Raw genomic sequence first — 21,537 nt, forward strand, 5'->3', positions numbered from 1 at the left:
CGAGGGCATCGATCAGGTCTGGAGCAGCCAGCGCTCGCCTTCCTGGAGGCCGAGCGCGGTAAGTCGGTTCGATGCATAGGCGCCGGTATCGATGCCGATGCGGTTGGGGCCCCAATCCACATCCTCGCTGATCGTATGCCCATAGACCACAACGCGCTCAAGGCGAGCGGTGTGATCGAGGAAGTCGCGCCGAATCCAGCGCAGATCCTTGACCTTCTGGGAGTCGAGCGGAACCTCGGGGCGAATGCCAGCGTGGACAAAGGCATAGTCGCCGACGCAGATCATGTCCTCGAAGGAATTGAGGAAGGCAATATGCTCCTGTGGCACGGCCGCCTGGAGCGCCTCCATGAGTTCGTCATAGTCGAGGGCGTCATATTCCTCGGGCGTGATCCCATAGCTGAGGATCGTTTCCTTGCCGCCTATCCGCGTGAAGAAACGAAGGGCTTCGGCATCGCCTGCTACCGCCAGCAGAAAGACTTCTTCATGGTTGCCGAGCAGGAAGCGGACCGGCCGGCGCTTCGATACCTCGATCAACCTCTCGACCACCTGCGCGGATTGCGGGCCGCGGTCGATCAGGTCGCCAAGGAAAATGACCTGTTCTTCGGCTGCGGGGCGCGCCTGGCTATCGATGTCGATCCGGGTCAGGAGCGCGTCGAGCAAATCGAGGCGGCCGTGGATGTCCCCCACGGCATAGATGCGCTGCCCGGAGGGAATGGTGCCGGCTGGGGTGCCTGGTGGCTTGAAGAGCTTGCGAAACATCGGCTGGATGTGCGTGGCGTCTGCAGGGATTGCAATCGCGGATGACCGGCAACTGCTTCAAATGCCGTGTGGAGCGGGCATAAAAAAGTGGCGGCCGTTAGGCCGCCACTCGTAAACTCGTAAACTCGAAGAGACTACGGGCTATCGGGCTTGTCGTCGCTGTCGGCCAGGATGACCGCGCCACCGATGATCGCGACAGTCGCGAGAACGCCGATCAGGACCGCCGGGGCCAGATCGCTCTTCTTCTTGCTGACAGTCGCGGCGCGAACGCCCGACAGAGACAGCTTAGACGCGCTCGTCGGAGCGGCCAGAACAGGGGCAGTCGCCATCGACGCGATAGCGGCAGCCGTAAGAAGCTTAGTGAACACTCTTTTTCTCCCTCTTTCGAGCTCTGGTGCTCTCGTCGGAAAGCCCTATGGCACAGGACCCATCCAGTCGCAACACCTCAAACCTGGCCCCGGCGAGAAAGTTCTCGACGTGATCCATTAGCAACACCGGTCCGGTTGTCTCCGGACTCCTCAATTTGCACCCGGGCGACCCGCACCAAGCGGTTGCGGACCCGTCCTTAACGCGCCGCACCAATATCGCCAAGGGGTTAATGAAGCGTCTTTGTCGAATGGTCTTGTTTCGCAGCGGTTAGAAGGGATTTCGTGTGACGTTTTTGTTGCTTTACGCGTTATTTGACATGGGTGCGTTGCAAAAAATTCCGCTCCTTTCGGTGCTTGGAGAAAACGGTTCAGTGGAGATCCTGGGGTTTGGCATTGCCGCCGCGGAGCCGTAGGAGAGTAGGCATGAAGTTCCCGTTCCTCGGTCGCGTGCGCTGCGCCTATCTTGGCCTGTTGGCCGCCGGCTATTGCGCTCCATTTGTTCTTTGGGAAGCGCCCGCTCGCGCGGACGACGGCCCGCTCTTCGAGGCGGTACGCGCGGCCGACCTGCGGGTGGCCAATATGGGATGGAAGCTCGCGGTTTCGAATGCTCCGCTTTGCGACCGTCTCGAGGCCGGCACCGGCATGCAACTCCATACGCTGGATCAGTTCGATGCCGCCAAACGCGAATCGGCGCGGAAGCACTTTGGTTTCTCGACGCCCGTTGCGGTGGAAGGAGTCGTCGCAGACGGCCCGGCGGCGCAGGCAGGCCTGCGGATCGATGATGCGCTCGTGCGGATCGGCCCGATCGAGATCGCCAAGCTTGCGGGGCGGCCGGGTACGACGGATCGACTGGTCGCCATCCAACTGGCGATCGCCGCGCTCCCCATCGGCGCGCCCGTTGCGGTCGAGGTGATTCGGGCCGGCGCGCCCGTCCATCTCAGCTTCCGACCGGTGCCGGCTTGCAAGTCCCGCTTCGAACTGGAGCTCGATGGCGGTTTTGGCGCTTCGGCCGACGGATCGATGGTACAAGTCGGATCCGGCCTTCTCGACGACTATCCGGAGGATCAACTTGCCGCAGTGATCGCGCACGAGTTCGCGCACAACATCCTGCACCACCGCGAGCGGTTGGAGGCGCGGGGCGTAGCCTATGGTCTGTTGGCCGGCTTTGGCGGCAACGTGAAGTATTTCCGCCAGACCGAGGTGCAGGCCGATTTGCTTTCGGTGTACCTGCTCGCCAATGCGGGCTATCCGGTTCGCGCTCCAATTTCCTTCTGGCAACGCTTCGGGCCGAGCAAGGCGGGCGGCGTCTTGCGCAGCCGGTCTCACCCGGCCTGGCGCGATCGGATCGCCACCTTGGCGGCGGAGGCTCTCAAGGTGGAGGCGATTTCCGCGCGCCCGATCATTCCGGCGAGCTTGGCGGAGCGCGGCAAGCCGCTGGACGGCGACTGGCAATCCATCTTGATCCGCAGCCGTTGATGAGATCGATTCGGACGTAATTGCGAAACGGCTTACCCACCGTTATGGGCGCCCGATTGACCCAGAGAGGCGTTTCTCGAATGACCATCAAGCCGTTGCGCAAGGCCGTGTTTCCCGTCGGCGGCCTGGGGACGCGTTTCCTGCCCGCCACCAAGGCGATGCCCAAGGAGATGCTGCCGGTGGTCGATCGCCCGCTGATCCAATATGCGGTCGACGAGGCGCTGGAAGCCGGCATCGAGCAGATGATCTTCGTCACCGGCCGCGGCAAGAGCGCGATCGAGGACCATTTCGATATCGCCTATGAGCTGGAGACGACGATGTCCGCGCGCGGCAAGTCGCTCGAGATTCTCGACGCGACCCGGTTGAAGCCCGGCGCCGTCGCCTATGTGCGCCAGCAGGAGCCGATGGGACTGGGCCACGCCGTCTGGTGTGCGCGCGACATCGTGGGCGACGAACCCTTTGCGGTGCTGCTCGCCGACGACTTCATGCTCGGCAATCCGGGCTGCCTGAAGCAGATGGTCGATGCATATAATCAGGTGGGCGGCAACCTGATCTGCGCCGAGATCGTGCCCGACGACCAGACTCACCGTTACGGCATCATCACGCCCGGCACGCAGAAGGGGGCGCTGACCGAAGTGAAGGGCCTGGTCGAGAAGCCGGCACCGGGCACGGCGCCGTCGAATCTCTCGGTGATCGGCCGTTACATCCTGCAGCCCGAAGTGATGCGGGTGCTCGAGAAGCAGGGCAAGGGCGCCGGCGGCGAGATCCAGCTGACCGACGCAATGGCCCAGATGATCGGTGGCCAGCGCTTCCACGGCGTCACCTTCGACGGGACGCGCTATGATTGCGGCGACAAGGCCGGCTTCATCCAGGCGAATATCGCCGTGGCGCTGGAGCGGGACGACATCGCCCCGGCGATCCGCGAATTCATGGCCAGCCGCTGCCCCGGCTGAGCCGAAGGTCGCGTGCCACGGAAAGACGCGAAGTTTCGACCCGGCAGGGTATAGTGACACGAGGCCGCGGCGCGACGACGCCGGGTGAGATCCCGCCTTGCTAGCGGGCAATCATGCCCGGACCACCTTGTCCGAGACGATACCTGCCTTGCCGCAGGCGTTGCGCGTGTCGACGATCAGCTTCGCGGCCCCGGCCAGGCCGGCATAGTCGACCGCGTCGTGATCGGTGGCGATCAGCACCGCGTCATAGTTCGCGATCTCCGCCTCGTCCCACGCCACCCCGTGGCGGAAGTTGAGCGTCGGATGCTCGCGAGTGTTGTCGATCTGGGCGACGTGCGGATCGTGGAAATCGGCGATGGCGCCACGCGCCTCGATCATCTCCATCAGGCGGAGCGACGGGCTCTCCCGGATATCCTCGACATTCTTCTTGTAGGCTACGCCCAATACCAGGATGCGCGCGCCGCGCAGGCCCCGGCCGAACCGCGCATCCATCGTGTCGGCGAGGACGCGGACGACGTGCTGCGGCATGTCCGCGTTGATCTGTCCGGCGAGCTCGATGAACTTGGTATGCTGGTTGTACTCGCGCGCCTTCCAGGTGAGGTAGAAGGGGTCGATCGGGATGCAGTGCCCGCCCAGGCCCGGGCCGGGATAGAAGGGCATGAAGCCGAACGGCTTGGATTTCGCCGCGTCGATCACTTCCCACACGTCGATGTCCATCGCGGTGAAGATGAGCTTGAGCTCGTTGACCAGCGCGATGTTGACGGCGCGGAACACGTTCTCGGTGATTTTCACCGCTTCCGCCGTCGCGGCGGACGAGACCTGGATCGCCTGGGGGACGATGTGGCGATAGACCGAAAGCGCGAGGGTGGCGGAGACGCCGTCGTCGGCGCCGACCACCTTCGGGATCTTGGTGGTCGAATAGGTGGGATTGCCGGGGTCCTCGCGCTCGGGGGAATAGGCGAGGAAGAAATCCTTGCCGGCGACGAGGCCGCCCTCTTCCAGGATCGGCTGCATCACTTCGGCGGTGGTGCCCGGATAGGTTGTGGATTCGAGGATGACGAGCTGGCCGCGGCGCAGCGTCTTCGCGATCGCCCGGGTGGTGCTCTCGACATATTTCAGGTCGGGCTCGAGATGGCGGGTGAGCGGGGTGGGAACGCAGATCAGCACCACGTCCGCCTCGTCCAGCCGGCCGAGATCGGCGGTGGCCTTGAGCTTCCCGTTCCTCGCCAGCGGCGCGATGCGGGCGGCGTCGATATGCTTGATATAGCTCTTGCCGGCTTCGAGCGCGTCGATCTTGGCCTGGTCGACGTCGAAGGCGAGGACGGGGCAACCGGCTTCACCGAATGCCACGGCGAGGGGCAGGCCGACATAGCCCATGCCGATCACGCCGATGATCGCCGTGCCGCCTTCGATCCGCGCCTGAAGCTTGAGCCCGTGCGCGGGCCATTCGATGCTCATCGGGAAACCCCATAACGGTGGAAGTACGCTTTCGCGCCTTCATGCCGGAACAGGGGTTTCAGTTTCGATAATGCGCCAGATACCAATCGATGAAGGCGGGAACGCCCGTGCTCGGCGGCGTGGCGGGCGCATAGCCGGTAAGGGCCTTGAGCAGGGCCGAGCTGGCTTCGGTCGCCGGAACGTCGCCCTGCTGCATCGGCATGAAGTTCCTGATGGCTTCCTTGCCCAGCGCGCGCTCGATCTCGCCGATATAGTCCATCAGCTGGGTCTGCCGGCCCGCGCCGATGTTGACGGTGCGGAAGGGCGCGACGGGGGACAGGCTGTCGCCCTCGACCGGCACGGTGCCGGGAATGGCTTCGGTGAGCTTGACGATCGCTTCGGCCAGGTCGTCGACATAGGTGAAGTCGCGGACCATCTGGCCGTTATTGTAGATGTCGATGGGCTCGCCGGCGAGGATGCCCCGGGTGAACTTGAACAGCGCCATGTCCGGCCGCCCCCATGGGCCATAGACCGTGAAGAAGCGGAAGAAGGTCATCGGCGTCTTGTAGAGATGCGCGTAGCTGTGTCCCATCAGCTCGGTCGCGCCCTTGGTGGCGGCGTAGAAGCTGAGCGGCGTGGCGGTACGCTGCGTCTCGGTGAACGGCATGTCTGTGTTCGCGCCGTAGACCGAGCTGGTGGAGGCGGCGAGCAGATGCTTCGTGGCATGGCGGCGGGCCAGCTCGAGCACGTTGAACGTGCCGATCAGATTGGCCGCGACATAGCTTTCGGGCGCGTCGATCGAATAACGCACGCCGGCCTGCGCCGCGAGGTGGATCACCACGTCCGGCTGGAACTCGGCCCAGACGCTGCCGAACGCCGCCATGTCGTCGATCGAGACCCGGGCGACGCGGAAATTCGGGTGGTTCGACAGGATGTCGTTGCGCGCTTCCTTGAGCGCGGGATCATAATAGTCGCTGAAATTGTCGACGCCGAGCACGGTCGCACCGCGCTGGAGCAGCTTGCTGGCCGTGTGAAAGCCGATGAAGCCGGCCGAGCCGGTGACGAGGACGCGGGTCATGGGGCGGCAGGTGCCTCAAGGGCGCCGGGAAGTCCAGTTTCTCTCTTGCCGGCTTCCCCCCGGGATCGTCACCCGCAGGCCGGGCAACCGGGGTCCTTGGGCAAGGCCAGCGTCCGGAAGCGGAAGGCGAGCGCGTCGACCAGCAGCAGCTTGCCGGCAGGATCCTCGCCGAAGGGAGCGATGGCGCGGATCGTCTCCAGCGCGGCAAGGCTGCCCATCACCCCGGTCAGCGCGCCGAGCACGCCCTGTTCGGCACAGCTGATGCCCGGCCGCTCGGGATCCTGGCCGACGAAGCAGCGATAGCAGGGCTTGTCCGCTTCCCAGCCGCGGAACACGCCGAGCTGCCCCTCGAATTCCGACACCGCGGCGGAGACGAGCGGGAGGCGATGGCGAAGACAGGCATCGGCAACGGCGAGGCGGGTGGCGAAATTGTCGCAGCCGTCGAGGACGACGTCCGGCTGGAACTCGGCGATCAGCGCGTCGGCATTGCGCGCGTCGATCCGCTGCCGGAAGCCGGTGAAAGCCACTTCCGGGTTCAGCGCGGCGACCCGGGCGCGCGCGGCCTCCACCTTGGGGCGGTCCACGTCCGTGGTGGCGTAGAGCGTCTGGCGCTGGAGGTTGGAGAGCGAGACCTGATCGTCGTCGATCGTGCCGAGCGTGCCGATGCCGGCGGCCGCCAGATATTCGATCGCCGGCGAGCCGATCCCGCCCGCGCCGATCACCAGCACGCGCGCAGCCTTCAGGCGTACCTGTCCGCCGCCGCCGATCTCGCGCAGCACGATGTGGCGGGCATAGCGTTCCAGCTCCGCGTCGGAGAGGTTCATTGCGGCAGGGTGAAGGTGAGGGTCGTGCTGTACCATTGCTCGCTCGCGCCGGGGCGCGGGAGCAGGTTGCCCCGGGCGAAGCCCGCCGCGAGGGCCGCGGCATATTGCTCGACCGAGGGGCAGGCGATCGCGCGCGGCACGGTGGTGCGGATCGCGCCATTCTCGTCGACCAGCACTGCGATCGAGACTTCGAGCGTGCCTGGCTTGGGCGTGGTGCATTTGCGCAGCTTCACTTCGCGCTGGACGAAGCCCTGCATGTCCGGCGTGAGGACCGGAGGCGTGCGCCAGGGCAGGGGCGGCAGCGCGTCCCAATCGATCGGCGCCGCCTGGAGCGCCGCTGCCAGAATAACCGATCCGATCACGTGCCCGTCGATCCGAAGCCCCCGATGCCGCGCGCCGTTTCGTCGAGCGTCCCCACCTCCTCGAGCGCCGCATGCTGAACCGGTGCGGGCACGAGCTGTGCGATACGGTCTCCACGCGCGACGGTGAACGGCGCGTCACCGAGATTGGCGAGGATCACCTTAACCTCGCCGCGATAGTCGCTGTCGATCGTGCCGGGCGTGTTCAGGCAGGTGATGCCGTGCTTGAGCGCGAGGCCGGAGCGCGGCCGGACCTGGACTTCATAGCCCGGCGGGATCGCCATGGCGAAGCCGGTCGCCACCGCATGGCGCGCGCCGGGAGCCAGCACCACCGCCTCGGCCGCGACCACGTCCATCCCGGCCGCACCCGCCGTGGCATAGGTGGGGAGCGGCAGGCCGGCTCCGTGCGGCAGGCGTTGGAGAGCGATACGGATCGGAGCGAGCATCAAGACTTTCCTGGAAGAGCGGCGGCGAGGCGCTGGAGCGCGGAAATCACTTCGGGATCGCCAAGCAGCTCATGGTCCTTGCCGGGGACGATGCGGAAATCGGTGGCGATCCCGCGCAGCGACAGCGCTTCGGCATAGAGGCGCGAGAAGCGGAGCGGCGTGGTCTTGTCGTCGCCGCCCACCAGCACCGCGGCGCGCAGGCTGGGCGGCATGCCGCCGACGAGCTTGACCGGATCGAGGCTGTCGACCGGCGCATCCCAGAGCGGCGTGGGCGCCACCGTCTTCATGTGCTTGCGCCATTCGGGCAGGGCGCAGGGGCAGGAGACGAGGACGATGCCGTCGACCAGGTTCGGCCAGGTGGCGGCGAGGTCGGCGGCGATCGCCGCGCCGCCGGAATGGCCGACCAGCACGGTGCGGGCCTGGCCATAGCGGTGCTGGAGATGGCGGATCGTCTCGGCCACGGCGGCGATGCGATCGGGCGTGTAGTTGTCGCCGGTGGTCTGGCCGCGCTCGCCCGGGGAGCGATGGCCCTGCGGATCCTCATAGCCGGGGCGGAGCAGGGCGACCGCGATGCTGTTCGGCACGGCATCGGCGGCGGCGCGGGCGAAGGCATAGTGATAGTCCGGCTTGGTGGCGGGGGCGTCGCCGTGCAGGACCACGATCAGCGTGCGCACCTGGCGTGCCGGGGTGTTGCCGAAGCTCTGGGTATAGAGGCCCGTGCCCGGCGGGCCGGCCGGCGCATCCGGGCGCGTGGCCGGCATGCCGCAGGCGACAAGGCCGGCGCAGAGCAGCAGCGCGAGGCTAGAGCGCATCGGCGATACGCTGCGCGAGCCGGCGGGCGACTTCGTCCTTGGGCAGTCTTTCCCAATGTTCGACACCGTCGGCGGTGACGAGATGGATGGCATTGGCTTCACCGCCCATCACATCGCCCGAAACATCGTTGGCGACAATCCAGTCCGCGCCCTTGCGAGCGCGTTTCGCGGTGGCATGTTCGACGACACGCTCCGTTTCCGCGGCGAAACCCACGACCAGGGCCGGCCGGCGCGGGCTGGCGGCGAGCATGGCGAGGATGTCGGGGTTTTCGGAGAGCTGGAGGCTGGGCGGGGTGCCGCCTTCCTTCTTGATCTTCTGGCCGGCTGCATCGGTGCGCCAGTCGCCCACCGCCGCGACCATCACCGCGGCATCGGCGGGCAGCGCCTGGGCGACGGCATTGGCCATGTCCTGCGCGGTCTCGACGTCGATGCGGGAGACGCCCGGCGGCGTGGCGAGGGCGACCGGCCCCGAGACGAGCGTGACGCGCGCGCCCAGGGCGGCGAGCGCCCCGGCAATGGCATAGCCCTGCTTCCCCGAGGAGCGATTGGCGATGTAGCGCACCGGATCGATCGGCTCATGGGTGGGGCCGGCGGTAACGAGGATGTGCTTGCCGGCGAGCACGGCGCCGGTGCCGCCGCCCAAATGGCGCTGGATCGCGGCCAGGATCGCCGCGGGCTCGGGCAGGCGGCCGGGGCCGTATTCGCCGCAGGCCATCGGGCCCTCATCGGGCTCGAGCACCGTCACGCCGTCGGCGCGCAGGGTGGCGACGTTGCGGCGCGTGGCGGCGTGCTGCCACATCCGCACGTTCATTGCCGGGGCCGCGAGCACCGGCTTGTCGGTGGCGAGCAGCAAGGTGGTGGCGAGATCGTCGGCGATGCCGGCCGCCATCTTCGCCATCAGATCGGCGGTGGCGGGCGCGACCACGACCAGGTCCGCCTCGCGGCTCAGCTGGATATGGCCCATCTCGGCCTCGTCCTTGAGGTCCCATAGCGTCGTATAGACCTGGTTCTCGCTCAGGGCCGCGAGCGTCATCGGCGTGACGAAATGCTGGCCGCCGGCAGTGAGCACGCACTTCACTGCGATCCCGGCCTTGCGGCACAGGCGGATCAGCTCGCACGCCTTGTAGGCCGCGATGCCGCCGCCGACGATGAGGAGGATCTTCTTGGTCATCGCCAACTCCCATGACGGAGGCGAAAAGCGGCCGCGGCACCGGACATTCCGAAGGCATAGGCGGCCAGCACCGGCGGGATTGTCCAAAGCTCACTGGATTGGCGGCAATCCTCGAAACAGTCGCCCAGATGCTGCAAGGCCCAGACGACGAACGCGAACGGGGTGGTGGCTGCGAGGCCAAGCATGAGCCAGAACAGGAGTGGCCTGGATGCGCGGCGCTCGGCCAGCATGGCCAGGGTGATGAGGAGGAAGAGGGTGACTCCCATGGCGACCGCGAGATAGGGTGTCGCGTAGAGCGTTGTCAGGGGGGTATCGCCACCGACGCCACCTGCCGGCTGGGAATTGGATCGCGCGCTCATCCAGGCCAGCAACGCCGCCAGGGTCAGGCCCAGCGCCACCAGCGAGCCGCCGAGCCAGGCCACCAGCCAGCTTCCCTGTTTGCGCGTGCCAGGAGCGTCGCGGTTCATCGCGTCACCTTTGTCACGGTGATCCTACGCCTGTCGAGCGCCTGGCGGAACAGGTCCCGCAGGCCGTCGGGCGCGAAGGCGAGTCCGATCAGCGCGAGCGGGGCGACCATGAGGGCCCAATAGAAAGTGTCCGGCCGCGCGAACAGGGCGATCGCCAGGCCGAAGGCGGCGAGCGTGCCGGCGACGCGTGCCGCAACCGGGTCCTTCCAGCCGATCCAGCCGAACAGCGCCAGCGTGAAGAGCGGCGCGGCCAGCGCCATCGGCAGGAGCCGGAGCGCGGTGGACAGCACCACCGACTTGGCGAAGAAGCCATAGCCGTGCAGCCCCGCCCAGCCGGGCGAGGCGGGATCGGCGGCGGTGGTGACCTGGCCGACCGCCCAGGCATGGAAGCCGAGCGCGGCGGCGAGGCAGGCGATCGCCACGCCCCAGCCGATCGCCTCGCGCTTCCGGCCTTCGAACCAGGCGGCGGCGAGCATGACCAGCGCGAACAGCGCGGCGGTCTCGCGGATCAGCATGGCGAGCAGCGCGATCGCCACTGCCTCGATCCAGCGGCCGGGCCGATAGATGCCGAGCGAAAGGGCGACGAACAGCCCCGCCCAGATCTCGTGGAACGCCCAGAGGTCGGGCTGAACGAACGCCATCAGCCCAGCGGCGAGCAGGGCGAGGCCGATCGCCACGGGCGGCCAGCGCGTCATCGCGCCGCGCAGCTTCATGCCCCAGACGGCGAAGACCGATGCGACGAGCAGATAGAGCAGGCCCATCGTCGCCAGGCGGGGAAGATGCGCCTGGACCATCGCCAGGCCGGGCAGGCGGAACGTGACGAAGGGACGCAGCGGATAGTTGCCGGCGCGAAGCGCGTCGGCGGCGACTTCGTAATAGCCGCCGCCATGGCGCACACCCGCGACGATGCTCTCATAGAGAACCACGTCGCTCTGGTCGTCGGCGCGCTTCGCGGGGTCGCCGCTCACCGGCGGCGGGCCGACGGTGACCAGGGCGGTCAGCGAGAGCAACAGGAACAGGCCGAGCGCGCCCAGCGCGATCCGGGCGCGGGAACGGCCGAACGCGGCGAAGCGCGTCGGCTCGGCCAGCCAGCGGATCGCGGGCAGCTTCACGAGAGCAGGTACATCATGATCGCCGCGCCCACGGCACCGGAGAGCACGGCCACCGCGGCATAGCGCCAGCCGCCGACCACGCGGATGCGCTCGATCTCCCGGAGCGGCGGCGCGGGCGGCGCGCCGCCGGGCGCCGGGAAGCGCCGCTCGATGTTGCGGATCAGGTCGGGCAGGCGGGCGAGGGTGCGGATATCCTCGACCAGCCGGTCGGCGATCTTGGCCTCCGGACCCAGCTCGGTGCGGATCCATTCGCGCACGAACGGCGCCGAGACGTCCCACAGGTTGATGTCGGGATCGAGCGTCCGCGCCACGCCCTCGACCATCACCATCGTCTTCTGCAGGAGAAGGAGGTGCGGCTGGGTCTGCATGTCGAAGTCGCGGGTGATCGAGAACAGGCCGTCGAGCATCGCGCCCATCGACATGTCCTTGACCGGCAGCCCGCGCATCGGCTCGCCGACCGCGCGCAGCGCCGTGGCGAACTCGGCGACATTGTGGTGCGGGGGCACATAGCCCGCCTCGAAATGGATCTCGGCGACGCGCTTGTAGTTGCCGGTGATCAGTCCGTAGAGGATCTCGGCCAGCCAGACCCGGGCGCGCCGGTCGATCCGGCCCATGATGCCGAAGTCGATCGCGGCGATGCGGCCGTCGGGGAGCGCGAAGAGGTTCCCCTGATGCATGTCGGCATGGAAGAAGCCCTCGGCGATCGCCTGGCGCAGGAAGGCGCGGATCAGCCGGCCGGCAAGCAGGCTCGGGTCATGCCCCGCGGCGACGATCCGGTCGCGATGCGAGAGCTTGATGCCGTCGATCCATTCGAGCGTCAGCACCTTGCCGGTGGTGCGCTGCCAGTCGATCTGCGGGACCATGAAATCGGGCTCGGCCTGCATGCCCTCGGCCAGTTCCGAGGCGGAGGCGGCCTCGCGGCGCAGGTCGAGTTCGCGCGCGGTCCAGCGCTTGAAGGTCTCGATGACGAGGCGGGGGCGCAGGCGCGATGCCTCGCCGCCCATGCTCTCGACCTGGGCGGCGGCCCATTCATAGGTGTCGATCGCCCTGGCGAACTCGGCCTCGATCCCCGGGCGCAGCACCTTCACCGCGACCTGGCGGCCATCGGCGGTGATCGCGCGGTGGACCTGCGCGATCGAGGCGGCCCCGATCGGCGTCTCGTCGAATGCGGCGAAGAAGGTCTCGAGCGGACGGCCGAAGCTGCTCTCGATCCGCTGGCGGATCACCGGGAAGGGCAAGGGCGGCAGCGCGTCCTGCAGGCGGAGCAGGTCGTGGGCGGCTTCGTCGCCGACCAGGTCGGGGCGGGTGGCGAGCGTCTGGCCGAGCTTGATCGCCGCCGGGCCGATCGCCTGGAAGGCATCGGCATAGCGCGGCACCTGGGGCACACGCGCGCCGAAGCGGGCGATCCGGGCGATCCGGCGGACCGGCCTGGGCGTGTTGGGATCGCGCTCGATCCCGCGCAGCGCGCCATGACGCGCAAGGATGCGCCCCCATTTGAGCAGGCGCCAGAGATGGACGGCGGGTGCGGTCACCAGTTCCCCTTCCGCTTGCGGGAGGGGTTAGGGGAGGGGATGTCACAAAGGGCCGGGCTTCTTCTCAGCCCCTCCCCCGACCCCTCCCGCAAGCGGAAGGGGAGCAGAAGAAGAGAAGCCATCAAATCTTCCAGCCCGAATGGATCGCGACCAGGCCGCCGAGCAGCGGCTCGACCTTGGTCTGGGTGAAGCCGGCCTCGCGGATCATCCGCTCGAACTCCGGCATGGGCGGGAAGCGGCGGATCGATTCGACCAGGTAGCGATAGCTGTCCGCGTCGCCGGTGAGCAGCTGGCCGATCTTGGGGATGAGATGGTGCGAATAGGCGTCGTACACCTCGGAGAAGCCGGGCCACTGGGTGGTGGAGAATTCGAGCACGAACAGCCGGCCGCCGCGCTTGAGCACGCGGTGCGCCTCGCGGAGCGCCTTGGGGATGTCGGTCACGTTCCGGATGCCGAGGGCGATGGTATAGGCATCGAAGAATTTGTCGGGCCATTGCAGTTGCTCGGCATTGGCCTCGCTCCACACCAGCCCGTCAATTCCGCGCTCGGCGGCGCGCTCGACGCCGACGGCGAGCATCTCGGGATTGATGTCCGCCACGGTGACCGACGCACCGGACTTGACCATGCGGAAGGCGATGTCGCCGGTGCCGCCGGCCATGTCGAGGATATGCTCGCCCGCGCGCGGCTTCACGCGGCGGACGAACTTGTCCTTCCACAGGCGGTGGAGACCGCCCGACATGGCGTCGTTCATCAGGTCGTATTTCGAAGCGACATTGGAGAAGACCTCGCCGACGCGGCGGGTCTTTTCCTCGGGGGCCACGTCTTCGTAGCCGAAGGAGACGGTGTCGGTCATGCCAGGGGCTCTAGCGAGGTGCATGGCCGGGTTAAAGCCCTAGCATCATCCCGGCTTTCGCCGGAGCGGCGGGGACGGTACGACGGGGGCATGCCGGAACTGCCCGAAGTAGAGACTACCGTCCGCGGCCTGGAGCCCGTGCTCGAGGGCGAGACGATCACCCGCGTCACGCTGCACCGCGGCGACCTGCGTCGGCCGTTTCCCGTGGGGCTCGGCCAGCGGCTGACCGGCGCGACCGTCACCGGGCTGGGGCGGCGCGCGAAATATGGGCTGATCGAGACGGATCGCGGCGACACGCTGATCTTCCATCTCGGCATGTCCGGGCGCTGGCGGATCGATCCCGGGGAGATCGGCAAGCACGATCACCTGGTGCTGGAGACGCAGCACCATCGGCTGGCGCTGAACGATCCGCGGCGATTCGGCTCGGTCGACCTGGTGCCGACGGCGGAAGTCCCGGCCTGGGCGCCCTTCGTGGCGCTCGGGCCGGAGCCGCTGGGGCCGGACTTTGACGCGGCCCATCTGGCGCGGGTGTTCAAGGACCGGATCGCCCCGGTAAAGGCGCTGCTGCTCGACCAGCGCACGGTGGCGGGGCTGGGCAACATCTATGTGTGCGAGGCGCTCTATATTGCCGGCATCGCACCCATGCGCGAAGGCGGTTCGATCGCGAAGGCGCGGCTGGCGAAGCTGGCCGCCGCGATTCGCGCGGTGCTGGAAGGCGCGATCCGCGCCGGCGGCTCCACGATCCGCGACTATGCCCGGCCCGATGGCGAGCTGGGCTATTTCGCCAAGGAATGGCAAGTCTATGGCCGGGAAGGGGAGCCGTGCGGGTGCGGAGGGCTGGTCGAGCGGCGCGTGGATTCGGGGCGCTCCACCTTCTGGTGCCCGAAATGCCAGTCGTAATGGTTGACCCGAATCGCCGGTGGCGCTAAGGGGCCCGTCTTTCCGGGCGTGGAGGCATGTTCCCCGCGCCCTAAACATTTCGAGCTAGGAACGAGACGGCATGGCGAATACGCCGCAAGCGAAGAAGCGTATCCGGCGCAATGCGCGCCGCGCGGAGATCAACGGCACCCGCGTGAGCCGTATCCGCACCTTCGTGAAGAAGGTCGAGTCGGCCCTCGAGGCCGGCGACAAGGCGGCGGCCGCTGCCGCGCTCGCCGCTGCGCAGCCGGAAATGGCGCGCGGCGTCGCCAAGGGCGTGCTCCACAAGAACACCGCCTCGCGCAAGTTCGCGCGTCTCAACAAGCGCGTCGAAGCGCTGGCGTAATCGTAATTTTTTCGTAATAAAACCCCGCGGAACTCCGATTCCGCGGGGTTTTTGTCGTGTCTGACAAAGGTTTGCGGAACGAATCAAGCCTGGCCCATGGAACCCTGAGATTCGCGCGAGTCGCAGTGTCTTTGGTTTGCAATAATTCGCAGAAGCCAAGCTTTTCAGTAGTTTGTAAGGTTGCCCCCACGGTTTTCCGCGGGTTACGGCGAGTCAACAAAACTATTTCAGTATCTTTACACTCGACCCCCTTGATCGACTCAGAAAGGGGTTCCTAAAACAGACCTCCCAGGCGAGTTCTCGCCAGGGCATTTAGCGAAGCCCGTCGCACAGGGACCGGGGATGTCCGGTGTCGAAGGGCCTCATGTCGGAGCGAATTAGCGCACGGGAAGCGGCTGCTTCCCGCGAAGGAGGGGTGCGTCACGGTGACTCAGGTGCAGGCCTTGGAACGGGACGGAATGGAAGCAGCGGTTGCCAAGGCTTGGTCGCATGTGCGCGCGAACCTGCGTCGCTCTGCGGGCCAGCGCCTGTTCGACCAGTGGCTCAAGCCGGTCGTCCTGATCGAAGGCAGCAATGCCGAGGTCGTGCGTCTGGGCCTGCCCTCGGCGTTCATGACCCAGTGGGTGAAGAATCACTATGCGGAGCGGCTGCTGCTCGAGTTCCGCGGCCAGATCCCGGCGGTGCGCAACGTATCGATCGAAACGCTGGCGGAGGAGCCGGCGCGCGTCCTGAGCACGGCGTCCGCGCCCGTGGCGGCCGATTCGGCCCCCGTCGCGGCTGCCACGGCCTCGCCGGCCGAGCGCCCGCAGTTCGACATGCGCTTCACCTTCGATCGCTTCGTGATCGACGCGACGAATCGCGTGGCGTGCAACGCGGCCAAGACAATGGCCGAGCCGGGCGCGCCGCGCTTCAGCCCGCTCTATCTCCATGCCGGCACGGGCCAGGGCAAGACGCACCTGATGCACGCGATCGGCCATGCGTTCCTCGAGGCGAATCCGGAAGCGACCGCGATATACGTGACCGCCGAGCGCTTCATGTTCGAGTTCGTCCAGGCGCTGCGCAACAAGGACACGCACGCCTTCAAGGCGCGGCTGCGCTCGGTCGACCTGCTGATGATCGACGACCTGCAGTTCATCGGCGGCAAGGATGCGACGCAGCAGGAGTTCTTCCACACCGTCAACGAGTTCATGTCCTCGGGCAAGCGGCTGGTGATTGCGGCCGATCGCGCGCCGCAGGCGCTGGAGGGCTTCGAGCCGCGGCTGGCCGGCCGGCTGGCCTCGGGCCTGGTGGCGGACATCAAGCCGGCCGAGCTGGAGCTGCGCCGCGCGATCGTCGGCCGCAAGCTGCTGGACATGCCGGCAGTGACGATGCCGCACGAAGTCATGGACCTGCTTGCCGCGCGGATCACCACCAATGTCCGCGAGCTCGAGGGCGCGCTCAATCGCCTGGTCGCCTATGCCCAGCTGAACGGCGAAGTGATCACGATCGACTTCGCGACCAACGTGCTCGGCGAGGTGCTGCGCTCGGCCCAGCGCCGCATCACGATCGACGAGATCCAGCGCGCGGTCTCGGCGCATTTCGAAGTGAAGCAGATCGACCTGATCTCCGAGCGCCGCGCCGTGGCGATCGCCCGGCCGCGCCAGATCGCGATGTATCTTGCCAAGCGCCTGACCACGCGCTCGCTGCCCGAGATCGGCCGCAAGTTCGGCAATCGCGACCATTCGACGGTGATCCATGCCGTGAAGCGCATCGAGGAGCTGCGCGGCAAGGACGTGGAGATCGATACCGCCGTGCGCACGCTGATGCGCACGCTGGAAGGCTAAGGAGCTACATTCCCGCCTCTTTCAGGGGCGGGCGGGGTGGAGGAGCTGAGAGCGGGGCAACGCGGATCGGTCACGCCTCCACCCTGATCAACAGAAAGGCCGGGCCCATGCGGGTCCGGCCTTTTTGTCTAGACATAATGGCTACCAGCAGATGGTCTGGCCGATCCGCGGGTCGTAGACGCAGCCGCCATTGCCGCTTTCGAGCAAGGGGCAATAGTCACTGTAGTAGGTCACGCAGTCGCCATAGCTGGCGAAGCCCCTGGCCCGGTAGCTGGTGCAGGTGACCGATGGCGGATTGTCGCATTCGGCGACGCTCGGCCGGGCCTGGAGCGGCTGGGCCAGGATGGCCTGGAAACCGGCCGCGGCGGCGAGCGAGAGCGAGAAACCGATCTTCTTGCGCATGGGTGCCTCCCTTTGTCGTGGGAAGCGCAGGCTAGGCCGCGATGCCGGCACGGCCCAGCGGAGCTGAGACGGATATGGTGCTTTGCGCCGCTCAGGGCACCAGCCGGAAATAATAGCTGTAGCTGCGGGGGGCGCCGCCGACGAAGACGTTGCCGATCGTCACGTCGTAGATGGTGTTGGCGGCCAGCCCGGCGACTTTCCATTGCAGGCTGTTGGGCAGGCCATAGCCGTCATTGTCCCATGACACGTTCGACACCGTGAGCGCGGCGCCGCCCCGGGCGCGCACGGCGATCGTGGCGTTGGCGAAGCTGACCGCGGCGTTCGCTCCGAAATTGGAGGTCTTGTTGGCGATCACGCCGAAGGAGAGCAGCGCCGCCGTATCGAAATAGCGCGCCGGATATTCCTCGAACGGATAGGCGACATAGTCGGGCAGCGGGCCGGCGGTGTTCTGGGTGGTGTTGATCACCTTGATCGAGGCGCCGTCCGCGCGGTTGCTTCCCTGCCAGACGCCGGCGACCCGGCCATAGGCAATGGTCGAGAGGAACGGATAGAGCAGCCAGCGGCGATGGCCGATATTGTTCGCCACCACATTGTTGGTATCGGTGAGCCAGCCGATCAGCAGGTCGGCATCCTGCGAATAGCGCAGCCCGCCCGTGCCCAGATAGATGTTGCTTTGCCCCGCCGCGGTGGCGCCGGCGGAGGTGTAGCAGTTCCAGCTCGCCGGCGGATTGTGGCTGAGCTGGCCGTTGGCGGCCATCATCAGCGCCGATTGCTGGGAAGCGGGCTCGTCGGCCGGCGCATAGGTGACCGCGGGCAGATTGTGGTGCGCGCGGATGTCGTTGAGCGTCGCCAGCACCCGCGCCCCGACCTCGGGCTTGAGCGTTCCGGCCTGGCAGGCGGCGATGTTGGGCGGCGTGCTGTAGAGCTGTGCGACCGAGCTCAGGAAATCCGAGCCGGTGGCGGGCTCGGTGCTCGTCGGGCTGGGCGAGGGCGTGGGCGTGGTGGGCGTGGGCGTCGATGGCGTGGGGGTGGGCGTGACGACCGTTCCGCCCCCTCCGCCCGAACCGCCGCCGCTGCACGCGGCCAGGGCGCTGCCGAGCAGCAATAGGGCAACCAGCTTACGCATCCGCATGCACTCCCGCTTGGCAGAACCCGAAGGGCATGGCGCGGCTCCAGCCCCTCCCTGGAGCATAGCGCCCGGGGAAGGGCTGTCAGCAGTTATCGGCAGACGGGTCGGCCGGCGGGGTGATGTGAGTGCGATGCGAAGCCCATGGCGCATCGCGCGCCGCCCGAAAGCGAACGGGCCCGGACGATGCCGCCACGGCACCCGCGGCGGCGCGGGTGCCGTGGATCCGGTATCAGATCTGCAGCCCGACGGCCTTCTGCGCCGCCTTGAGCGTGGGTTCGGCGAGGGCGCTGGCACGCTCGGCGCCCCTGGCGAGCTGCTGGCCCACTGCCTCGCGGTCCGCCAGCAGCCGGTTCAGCCGCTCGCGTACGGGCCCGAGCACCGCAATGGCGAGATCCGCCAGCGCCGGCTTGAACGCGCCGAAGCCCTGGCCGGCGAACTCCGTCACCACCGACTGGGGATCGCGATCCGACAGTGCGGCGAAGATGGTCACCAGATTCTTCGCCTCGGGCCGCTCGGCAAGCGCGTCGAACGAATCGGGCAGGGGCTCGGGATCGGTCTTCGCCTTGCGGAGCTTCTGCGCGATCATGTCGTCATCGTCCGACAGGTTGATGCGCGATAGGTCCGAAGGATCGGACTTGGACATCTTCGCGCTGCCGTCGCGCAGGCTCATGATCCGCGGGGCCGCCTTTGAGATGAAGGGCTCGGGCAGCGGGAACAGTTCGACTTCGAAATCGGTGTTGAACTTGGCCGCGATGTCGCGGGCGAGCTCGAGATGCTGCTTCTGGTCCTCGCCCACCGGCACGTGCGTCGCCTTGTAGGCGAGCACGTCGGCCGCCTGGAGCACCGGATATGCGAACAGGCCGACGCTGGCGCCCTCGCGGTTCTTCCCCGCCTTGTCCTTCCACTGGGTCATGCGGTTGAGCCAGCCCATCCGCGCGGTGCCGTTGAGGATCCAGCACAGCTCGGCATGCGCGGGAACGCGCGCCTGGTTGAACAGGATCGCGCGATCGTCGATGCCCGAGGCGAGCAGGGTCGCGGCCATCTCGATCGTGGATCTGGCGAGCTCCTGCGGCGAGATATTGCCGGTCAGCGCATGGAGATCGGCGAGGAAGAACAGGCATTCTCCCTGATCCTGCATCGCCACCCATTGCTTGATCGCCCCGAGATAGTTGCCGAGGTGAAGATTGCCGGTGGTCTGGATGCCGGAGACGACGCGCATGATTCTGTACTCCGCGCCCGGGCTGACCGTTCGGCCTTTGGACGGGCCGCGGGTCCGAGACGGCGGGGACGCGGCCGCACAGCGATGTCAGGGACGGAGCGGGCTGTAGAGGGCCGGTTTGTCGCTGTCCAATGCCATGATAGGGAACCGGCATGCCGCCGGGATACGCCCTGTTGGTCACCGCAATCGCCGTTCCGGCCGCCGACTGGCTGATGGTGACGGGAAGCGCGGCGAAAATGGTCAGCTTCGACTATGTCTACTGGCCACCCAGCCGCCTGCGGATCATCGGCATCGTACTTCTTGCCGCCGGGCTATTCACCACCCTGGTGCTGGTGCGCCCGCCGGAAAGCAACGCCGGGCTGTGGAAGTTGCTGCCCGTGGCGGCCGCGCTGGTGGTCCATGTCGCAATCGCGATGCGGGATCTGCTCGCGCAGCGACGGGCCGCCCAAGGCCGGCGGGCCGAAGCCGATGCCGACTAGAGCCTAGGCGCGTCGCCGCCGCACCAGCGCCTTGATGTCCGAGACCAGGAAAGCGCGGGTGAGGAAGCAGGCGATGCCGTAGACGATGCAGCCTGCACCCACGAGCACCACCAGCGCCCCATAGCGCTCGATCATATGGCCGTTCAGCCAGGGGTCGAGCAGATGATCGAACGCGAACAGCGCGCCGCCCATGATCGCGGCGGCGATCGCCAGGCGGGGCAGGCGGCGCTTGAGCTGCGCGTCGGCGGTGAAATGGCCGCGCCGGTGCAGCGTGCGATAGAGCATGAAGGTGTTGACGCTCGACGCGATCGCGGTGGCGAGCGGCGGCCCGCTGGCGCCGATCAGCGGGATCAGCGCCAGATTCAGGACAATGTTCACTCCAACCGAGACGATCGCGTAGCGCACGGGCGTCTTCATGTCGTGGCGGGCATAATAGCCGGGCGTGAGCACCTTCACGAGGACATAGGCGGGCAGGCCGACCGAGAAGCCCGCGAGCGCCAGCGCGCAGGCGCGCGTCGCCTCGGGGCCGAAATGGCCATATTGGAACAGGCCGCGCACGATCGGCTCGGCCGCGACGATCAGCGCGACCATCGCGGGCAGGGTCAGGAACAGCGCGAGCTCGATGCCGCGATTCTGCGTCTCCATCGCCTCCTCGTCCCGTCCGGCGCCCAGCAGGCGCGAGATGGTGGGGAGCAGGATGGTGCCCAGGCCGATGCCGATCATGCCGAGCGGCAGCTGGTTCAGCCGATCGGCATAATAGATGTAGGAGAGCGAGCCCGCGGCCAGCAGTCCGCCGGCGAGCGCGCTCGAGATCAGCAGGTTGATCTGCGAGGCGCCGGCGCCGGCGGCGGCGGGCAGGATCAGCTTCATCAGCCGCTTCACCTCGGGATCGAGGCGGGGAAGGCGGGGCTTGAGCGACACGCCCGAACGGCGGCAGGCCAGCGCCAGCCAGCCGAGCTGGAGGGCCCCGCCGATCGGCACCGCGATCGCCTGGGCCCGCGCCGTCTCGAACGGATCGCCGTTGAACACGGCGAGCGCCACCACCATCGCGATGTTGAGCAGGATCGGCGCCGCGGCGTTGACCCAGAATTTGTCGAGCGAATTCAGGATGCCGCCCAGCAGCGAGGCCAGGCTGATCAGCAGCAGATAGGGAATGGTGATCCGGCTCAGCTCCACGGCGAAGGCGAAGCGATCGGGCGCGACGTCGTGGAAGCCGCCGGAGAGCAGCCAGGTGAGCGGCCAGGCGGCGGCCAGCATCACCCCGGTCATCACCGCGAGCGCGAGGAACAGCACCGAGAGCGCGCGCTCGGCGAAATCCAGGCCCTGCGAGAGCTCGCCGGTCTCGCCCACCTTCCGATTGAACATCGGGATGAAGGCGGCGTTGAACGCACCCTCGGCGAACAGGGCGCGGAACATGTTGGGGAGGCGGAAGGCGATGGTGAACGCATCCGACGCGAAGCTGGCGCCGACATAGCGGGCCTGCAGCGAATCGCGGACCAGCGCGAGAATGCGGCTGGCCAGCGTGAGCCCGCCCACCGAGCCGAGGCTGCGGGCGAGCTTCACGGCTCGAATCC

The 21,537-nt window shown here is 67.4% G+C and carries 24 protein-coding genes; 7 read left to right on the forward strand and 17 right to left on the reverse strand.

All coding sequences use genetic code 11. The annotated features are described in order from the left end of the window. Positions 1-12 precede the first annotated feature (12 nt). The gene (locus CAP40_RS07955) at positions 13-759 is read right to left on the reverse strand and encodes a metallophosphoesterase family protein (protein WP_086128849.1); all 747 of its coding nucleotides are present in this window, start codon (positions 757-759) and stop codon (positions 13-15) included. A gap of 134 nt (positions 760-893) precedes the next feature. Continuing rightward, positions 894-1,127 carry a hypothetical protein gene (locus tag CAP40_RS07960; RefSeq protein ID WP_144034282.1) on the reverse strand — a complete coding sequence of 78 codons (234 nt, stop codon included), beginning with the start codon at positions 1,125-1,127 and terminating at the stop codon, positions 894-896. 284 nt (positions 1,128-1,411) lie between these two features. On the opposite strand from CAP40_RS07960, the gene CAP40_RS20745 reads away from it, so the two are divergent. The 3 genes from CAP40_RS20745 to galU all read left to right on the forward strand — a co-directional run bounded on the left by CAP40_RS20745 (position 1,412) and on the right by galU (position 3,556). Beyond that, positions 1,412-1,540 carry a hypothetical protein gene (locus CAP40_RS20745; RefSeq protein ID WP_256924075.1) on the forward strand — a complete coding sequence of 43 codons (129 nt, stop codon included), beginning with the start codon at positions 1,412-1,414 and terminating at the stop codon, positions 1,538-1,540. Between the two features lie 10 nt (positions 1,541-1,550). Beyond that, the gene (locus CAP40_RS07965; protein ID WP_086128851.1) at positions 1,551-2,603 is read left to right on the forward strand and encodes a M48 family metallopeptidase; all 1,053 of its coding nucleotides are present in this window, start codon (positions 1,551-1,553) and stop codon (positions 2,601-2,603) included. A gap of 80 nt (positions 2,604-2,683) precedes the next feature. Continuing rightward, complete coding sequence (gene galU, locus CAP40_RS07970) at positions 2,684-3,556, forward strand: UTP--glucose-1-phosphate uridylyltransferase GalU (RefSeq protein ID WP_086128852.1); 873 nt, start codon at positions 2,684-2,686, stop codon at positions 3,554-3,556. A gap of 111 nt (positions 3,557-3,667) precedes the next feature. On the opposite strand, the gene CAP40_RS07975 is transcribed toward galU, so the two are convergent. The 11 genes from CAP40_RS07975 to CAP40_RS08025 all read right to left on the reverse strand — a co-directional run bounded on the left by CAP40_RS07975 (position 3,668) and on the right by CAP40_RS08025 (position 13,647). Next, positions 3,668-5,014: a nucleotide sugar dehydrogenase gene (locus CAP40_RS07975; protein ID WP_086128853.1), complete on the reverse strand. Its 1,347-nt coding sequence runs from the start codon at positions 5,012-5,014 to the stop codon at positions 3,668-3,670. A gap of 58 nt (positions 5,015-5,072) precedes the next feature. Next, complete coding sequence (locus tag CAP40_RS07980; protein WP_086128854.1) at positions 5,073-6,071, reverse strand: NAD-dependent epimerase/dehydratase family protein; 999 nt, start codon at positions 6,069-6,071, stop codon at positions 5,073-5,075. A 68-nt stretch (positions 6,072-6,139) separates the two neighbouring features. Beyond that, positions 6,140-6,895 (reverse strand): molybdopterin-synthase adenylyltransferase MoeB, encoded by a 756-nt coding sequence (locus CAP40_RS07985; protein ID WP_086128855.1) that lies wholly within the window; start codon positions 6,893-6,895, stop codon positions 6,140-6,142. Further along, complete coding sequence (locus CAP40_RS07990) at positions 6,892-7,257, reverse strand: hypothetical protein (protein ID WP_086128856.1); 366 nt, start codon at positions 7,255-7,257, stop codon at positions 6,892-6,894. The genes CAP40_RS07985 and CAP40_RS07990 overlap by 4 nt, the downstream gene beginning before the upstream one ends. Next, complete coding sequence (gene dut, locus CAP40_RS07995) at positions 7,254-7,700, reverse strand: dUTP diphosphatase (protein WP_086128857.1); 447 nt, start codon at positions 7,698-7,700, stop codon at positions 7,254-7,256. The genes CAP40_RS07990 and dut overlap by 4 nt, the downstream gene beginning before the upstream one ends. Then, positions 7,700-8,512: an alpha/beta hydrolase gene (locus CAP40_RS08000; protein WP_256924076.1), complete on the reverse strand. Its 813-nt coding sequence runs from the start codon at positions 8,510-8,512 to the stop codon at positions 7,700-7,702. The genes dut and CAP40_RS08000 overlap by 1 nt, the downstream gene beginning before the upstream one ends. After that, positions 8,502-9,683, reverse strand: a complete 1,182-nt coding sequence (gene coaBC, locus CAP40_RS08005) for a bifunctional phosphopantothenoylcysteine decarboxylase/phosphopantothenate--cysteine ligase CoaBC (RefSeq protein WP_086128858.1) — start codon at positions 9,681-9,683, stop codon at positions 8,502-8,504. The genes CAP40_RS08000 and coaBC overlap by 11 nt, the downstream gene beginning before the upstream one ends. Continuing rightward, on the reverse strand, positions 9,680-10,150 hold the full coding sequence (locus tag CAP40_RS08010; RefSeq protein WP_086128859.1) for a hypothetical protein: 471 nt from the start codon (positions 10,148-10,150) through the stop codon (positions 9,680-9,682). The genes coaBC and CAP40_RS08010 overlap by 4 nt, the downstream gene beginning before the upstream one ends. Next, positions 10,147-11,262, reverse strand: coding sequence for a hypothetical protein (locus CAP40_RS08015; RefSeq protein ID WP_086128860.1), 1,116 nt, complete (start codon positions 11,260-11,262; stop codon positions 10,147-10,149). Before CAP40_RS08015 ends, CAP40_RS08010 begins: the two co-directional genes overlap by 4 nt. Next, positions 11,259-12,794, reverse strand: a complete 1,536-nt coding sequence (gene ubiB / locus CAP40_RS08020; RefSeq protein WP_086128861.1) for a 2-polyprenylphenol 6-hydroxylase — start codon at positions 12,792-12,794, stop codon at positions 11,259-11,261. The genes CAP40_RS08015 and ubiB overlap by 4 nt, the downstream gene beginning before the upstream one ends. A 121-nt stretch (positions 12,795-12,915) precedes the next feature. Then, a complete protein-coding gene (locus CAP40_RS08025) occupies positions 12,916-13,647 on the reverse strand; it encodes a class I SAM-dependent methyltransferase (RefSeq protein WP_086128862.1) in 732 nt (243 codons plus the stop codon). A gap of 90 nt (positions 13,648-13,737) precedes the next feature. Between CAP40_RS08025 and mutM the strand changes: the two genes are divergently transcribed. The 3 genes from mutM to dnaA all read left to right on the forward strand — a co-directional run bounded on the left by mutM (position 13,738) and on the right by dnaA (position 16,734). Then, positions 13,738-14,547, forward strand: a complete 810-nt coding sequence (mutM, locus tag CAP40_RS08030; RefSeq protein ID WP_086128863.1) for a bifunctional DNA-formamidopyrimidine glycosylase/DNA-(apurinic or apyrimidinic site) lyase — start codon at positions 13,738-13,740, stop codon at positions 14,545-14,547. A gap of 100 nt (positions 14,548-14,647) precedes the next feature. Continuing rightward, positions 14,648-14,911, forward strand: a complete 264-nt coding sequence (rpsT, locus tag CAP40_RS08035) for a 30S ribosomal protein S20 (protein ID WP_086128864.1) — start codon at positions 14,648-14,650, stop codon at positions 14,909-14,911. A gap of 458 nt (positions 14,912-15,369) precedes the next feature. After that, positions 15,370-16,734, forward strand: coding sequence for a chromosomal replication initiator protein DnaA (dnaA, locus tag CAP40_RS08040; RefSeq protein WP_218822122.1), 1,365 nt, complete (start codon positions 15,370-15,372; stop codon positions 16,732-16,734). Positions 16,735-16,875: 141 nt separating this feature from the next. Here dnaA and CAP40_RS08045 read toward each other — a convergent pair whose 3' ends face one another. From CAP40_RS08045 to trpS, 3 genes are all read right to left on the reverse strand, one after another. Further along, the gene (locus CAP40_RS08045) at positions 16,876-17,136 is read right to left on the reverse strand and encodes a hypothetical protein (RefSeq protein ID WP_086128866.1); all 261 of its coding nucleotides are present in this window, start codon (positions 17,134-17,136) and stop codon (positions 16,876-16,878) included. Positions 17,137-17,227: 91 nt separating this feature from the next. Beyond that, the gene (locus CAP40_RS08050; RefSeq protein WP_179187975.1) at positions 17,228-18,262 is read right to left on the reverse strand and encodes a CAP domain-containing protein; all 1,035 of its coding nucleotides are present in this window, start codon (positions 18,260-18,262) and stop codon (positions 17,228-17,230) included. A 232-nt stretch (positions 18,263-18,494) separates the two neighbouring features. Further along, positions 18,495-19,484: a tryptophan--tRNA ligase gene (gene trpS / locus CAP40_RS08055; RefSeq protein ID WP_086128868.1), complete on the reverse strand. Its 990-nt coding sequence runs from the start codon at positions 19,482-19,484 to the stop codon at positions 18,495-18,497. 173 nt (positions 19,485-19,657) lie between these two features. On the opposite strand from trpS, the gene CAP40_RS08060 reads away from it, so the two are divergent. After that, positions 19,658-19,963, forward strand: a complete 306-nt coding sequence (locus CAP40_RS08060; protein ID WP_144034283.1) for a hypothetical protein — start codon at positions 19,658-19,660, stop codon at positions 19,961-19,963. 3 nt (positions 19,964-19,966) lie between these two features. Here the strand turns inward: CAP40_RS08060 and murJ are convergent, their stop codons facing one another. Further along, on the reverse strand, positions 19,967-21,526 hold the full coding sequence (gene murJ, locus CAP40_RS08065) for a murein biosynthesis integral membrane protein MurJ (RefSeq protein WP_086128870.1): 1,560 nt from the start codon (positions 21,524-21,526) through the stop codon (positions 19,967-19,969). Positions 21,527-21,537 lie beyond the last annotated feature (11 nt).

Origin of the sequence: Sphingomonas sp. IBVSS2, from assembly GCF_002127225.1 — a bacterium.
GTDB lineage: Bacteria > Pseudomonadota > Alphaproteobacteria > Sphingomonadales > Sphingomonadaceae > Sphingomonas.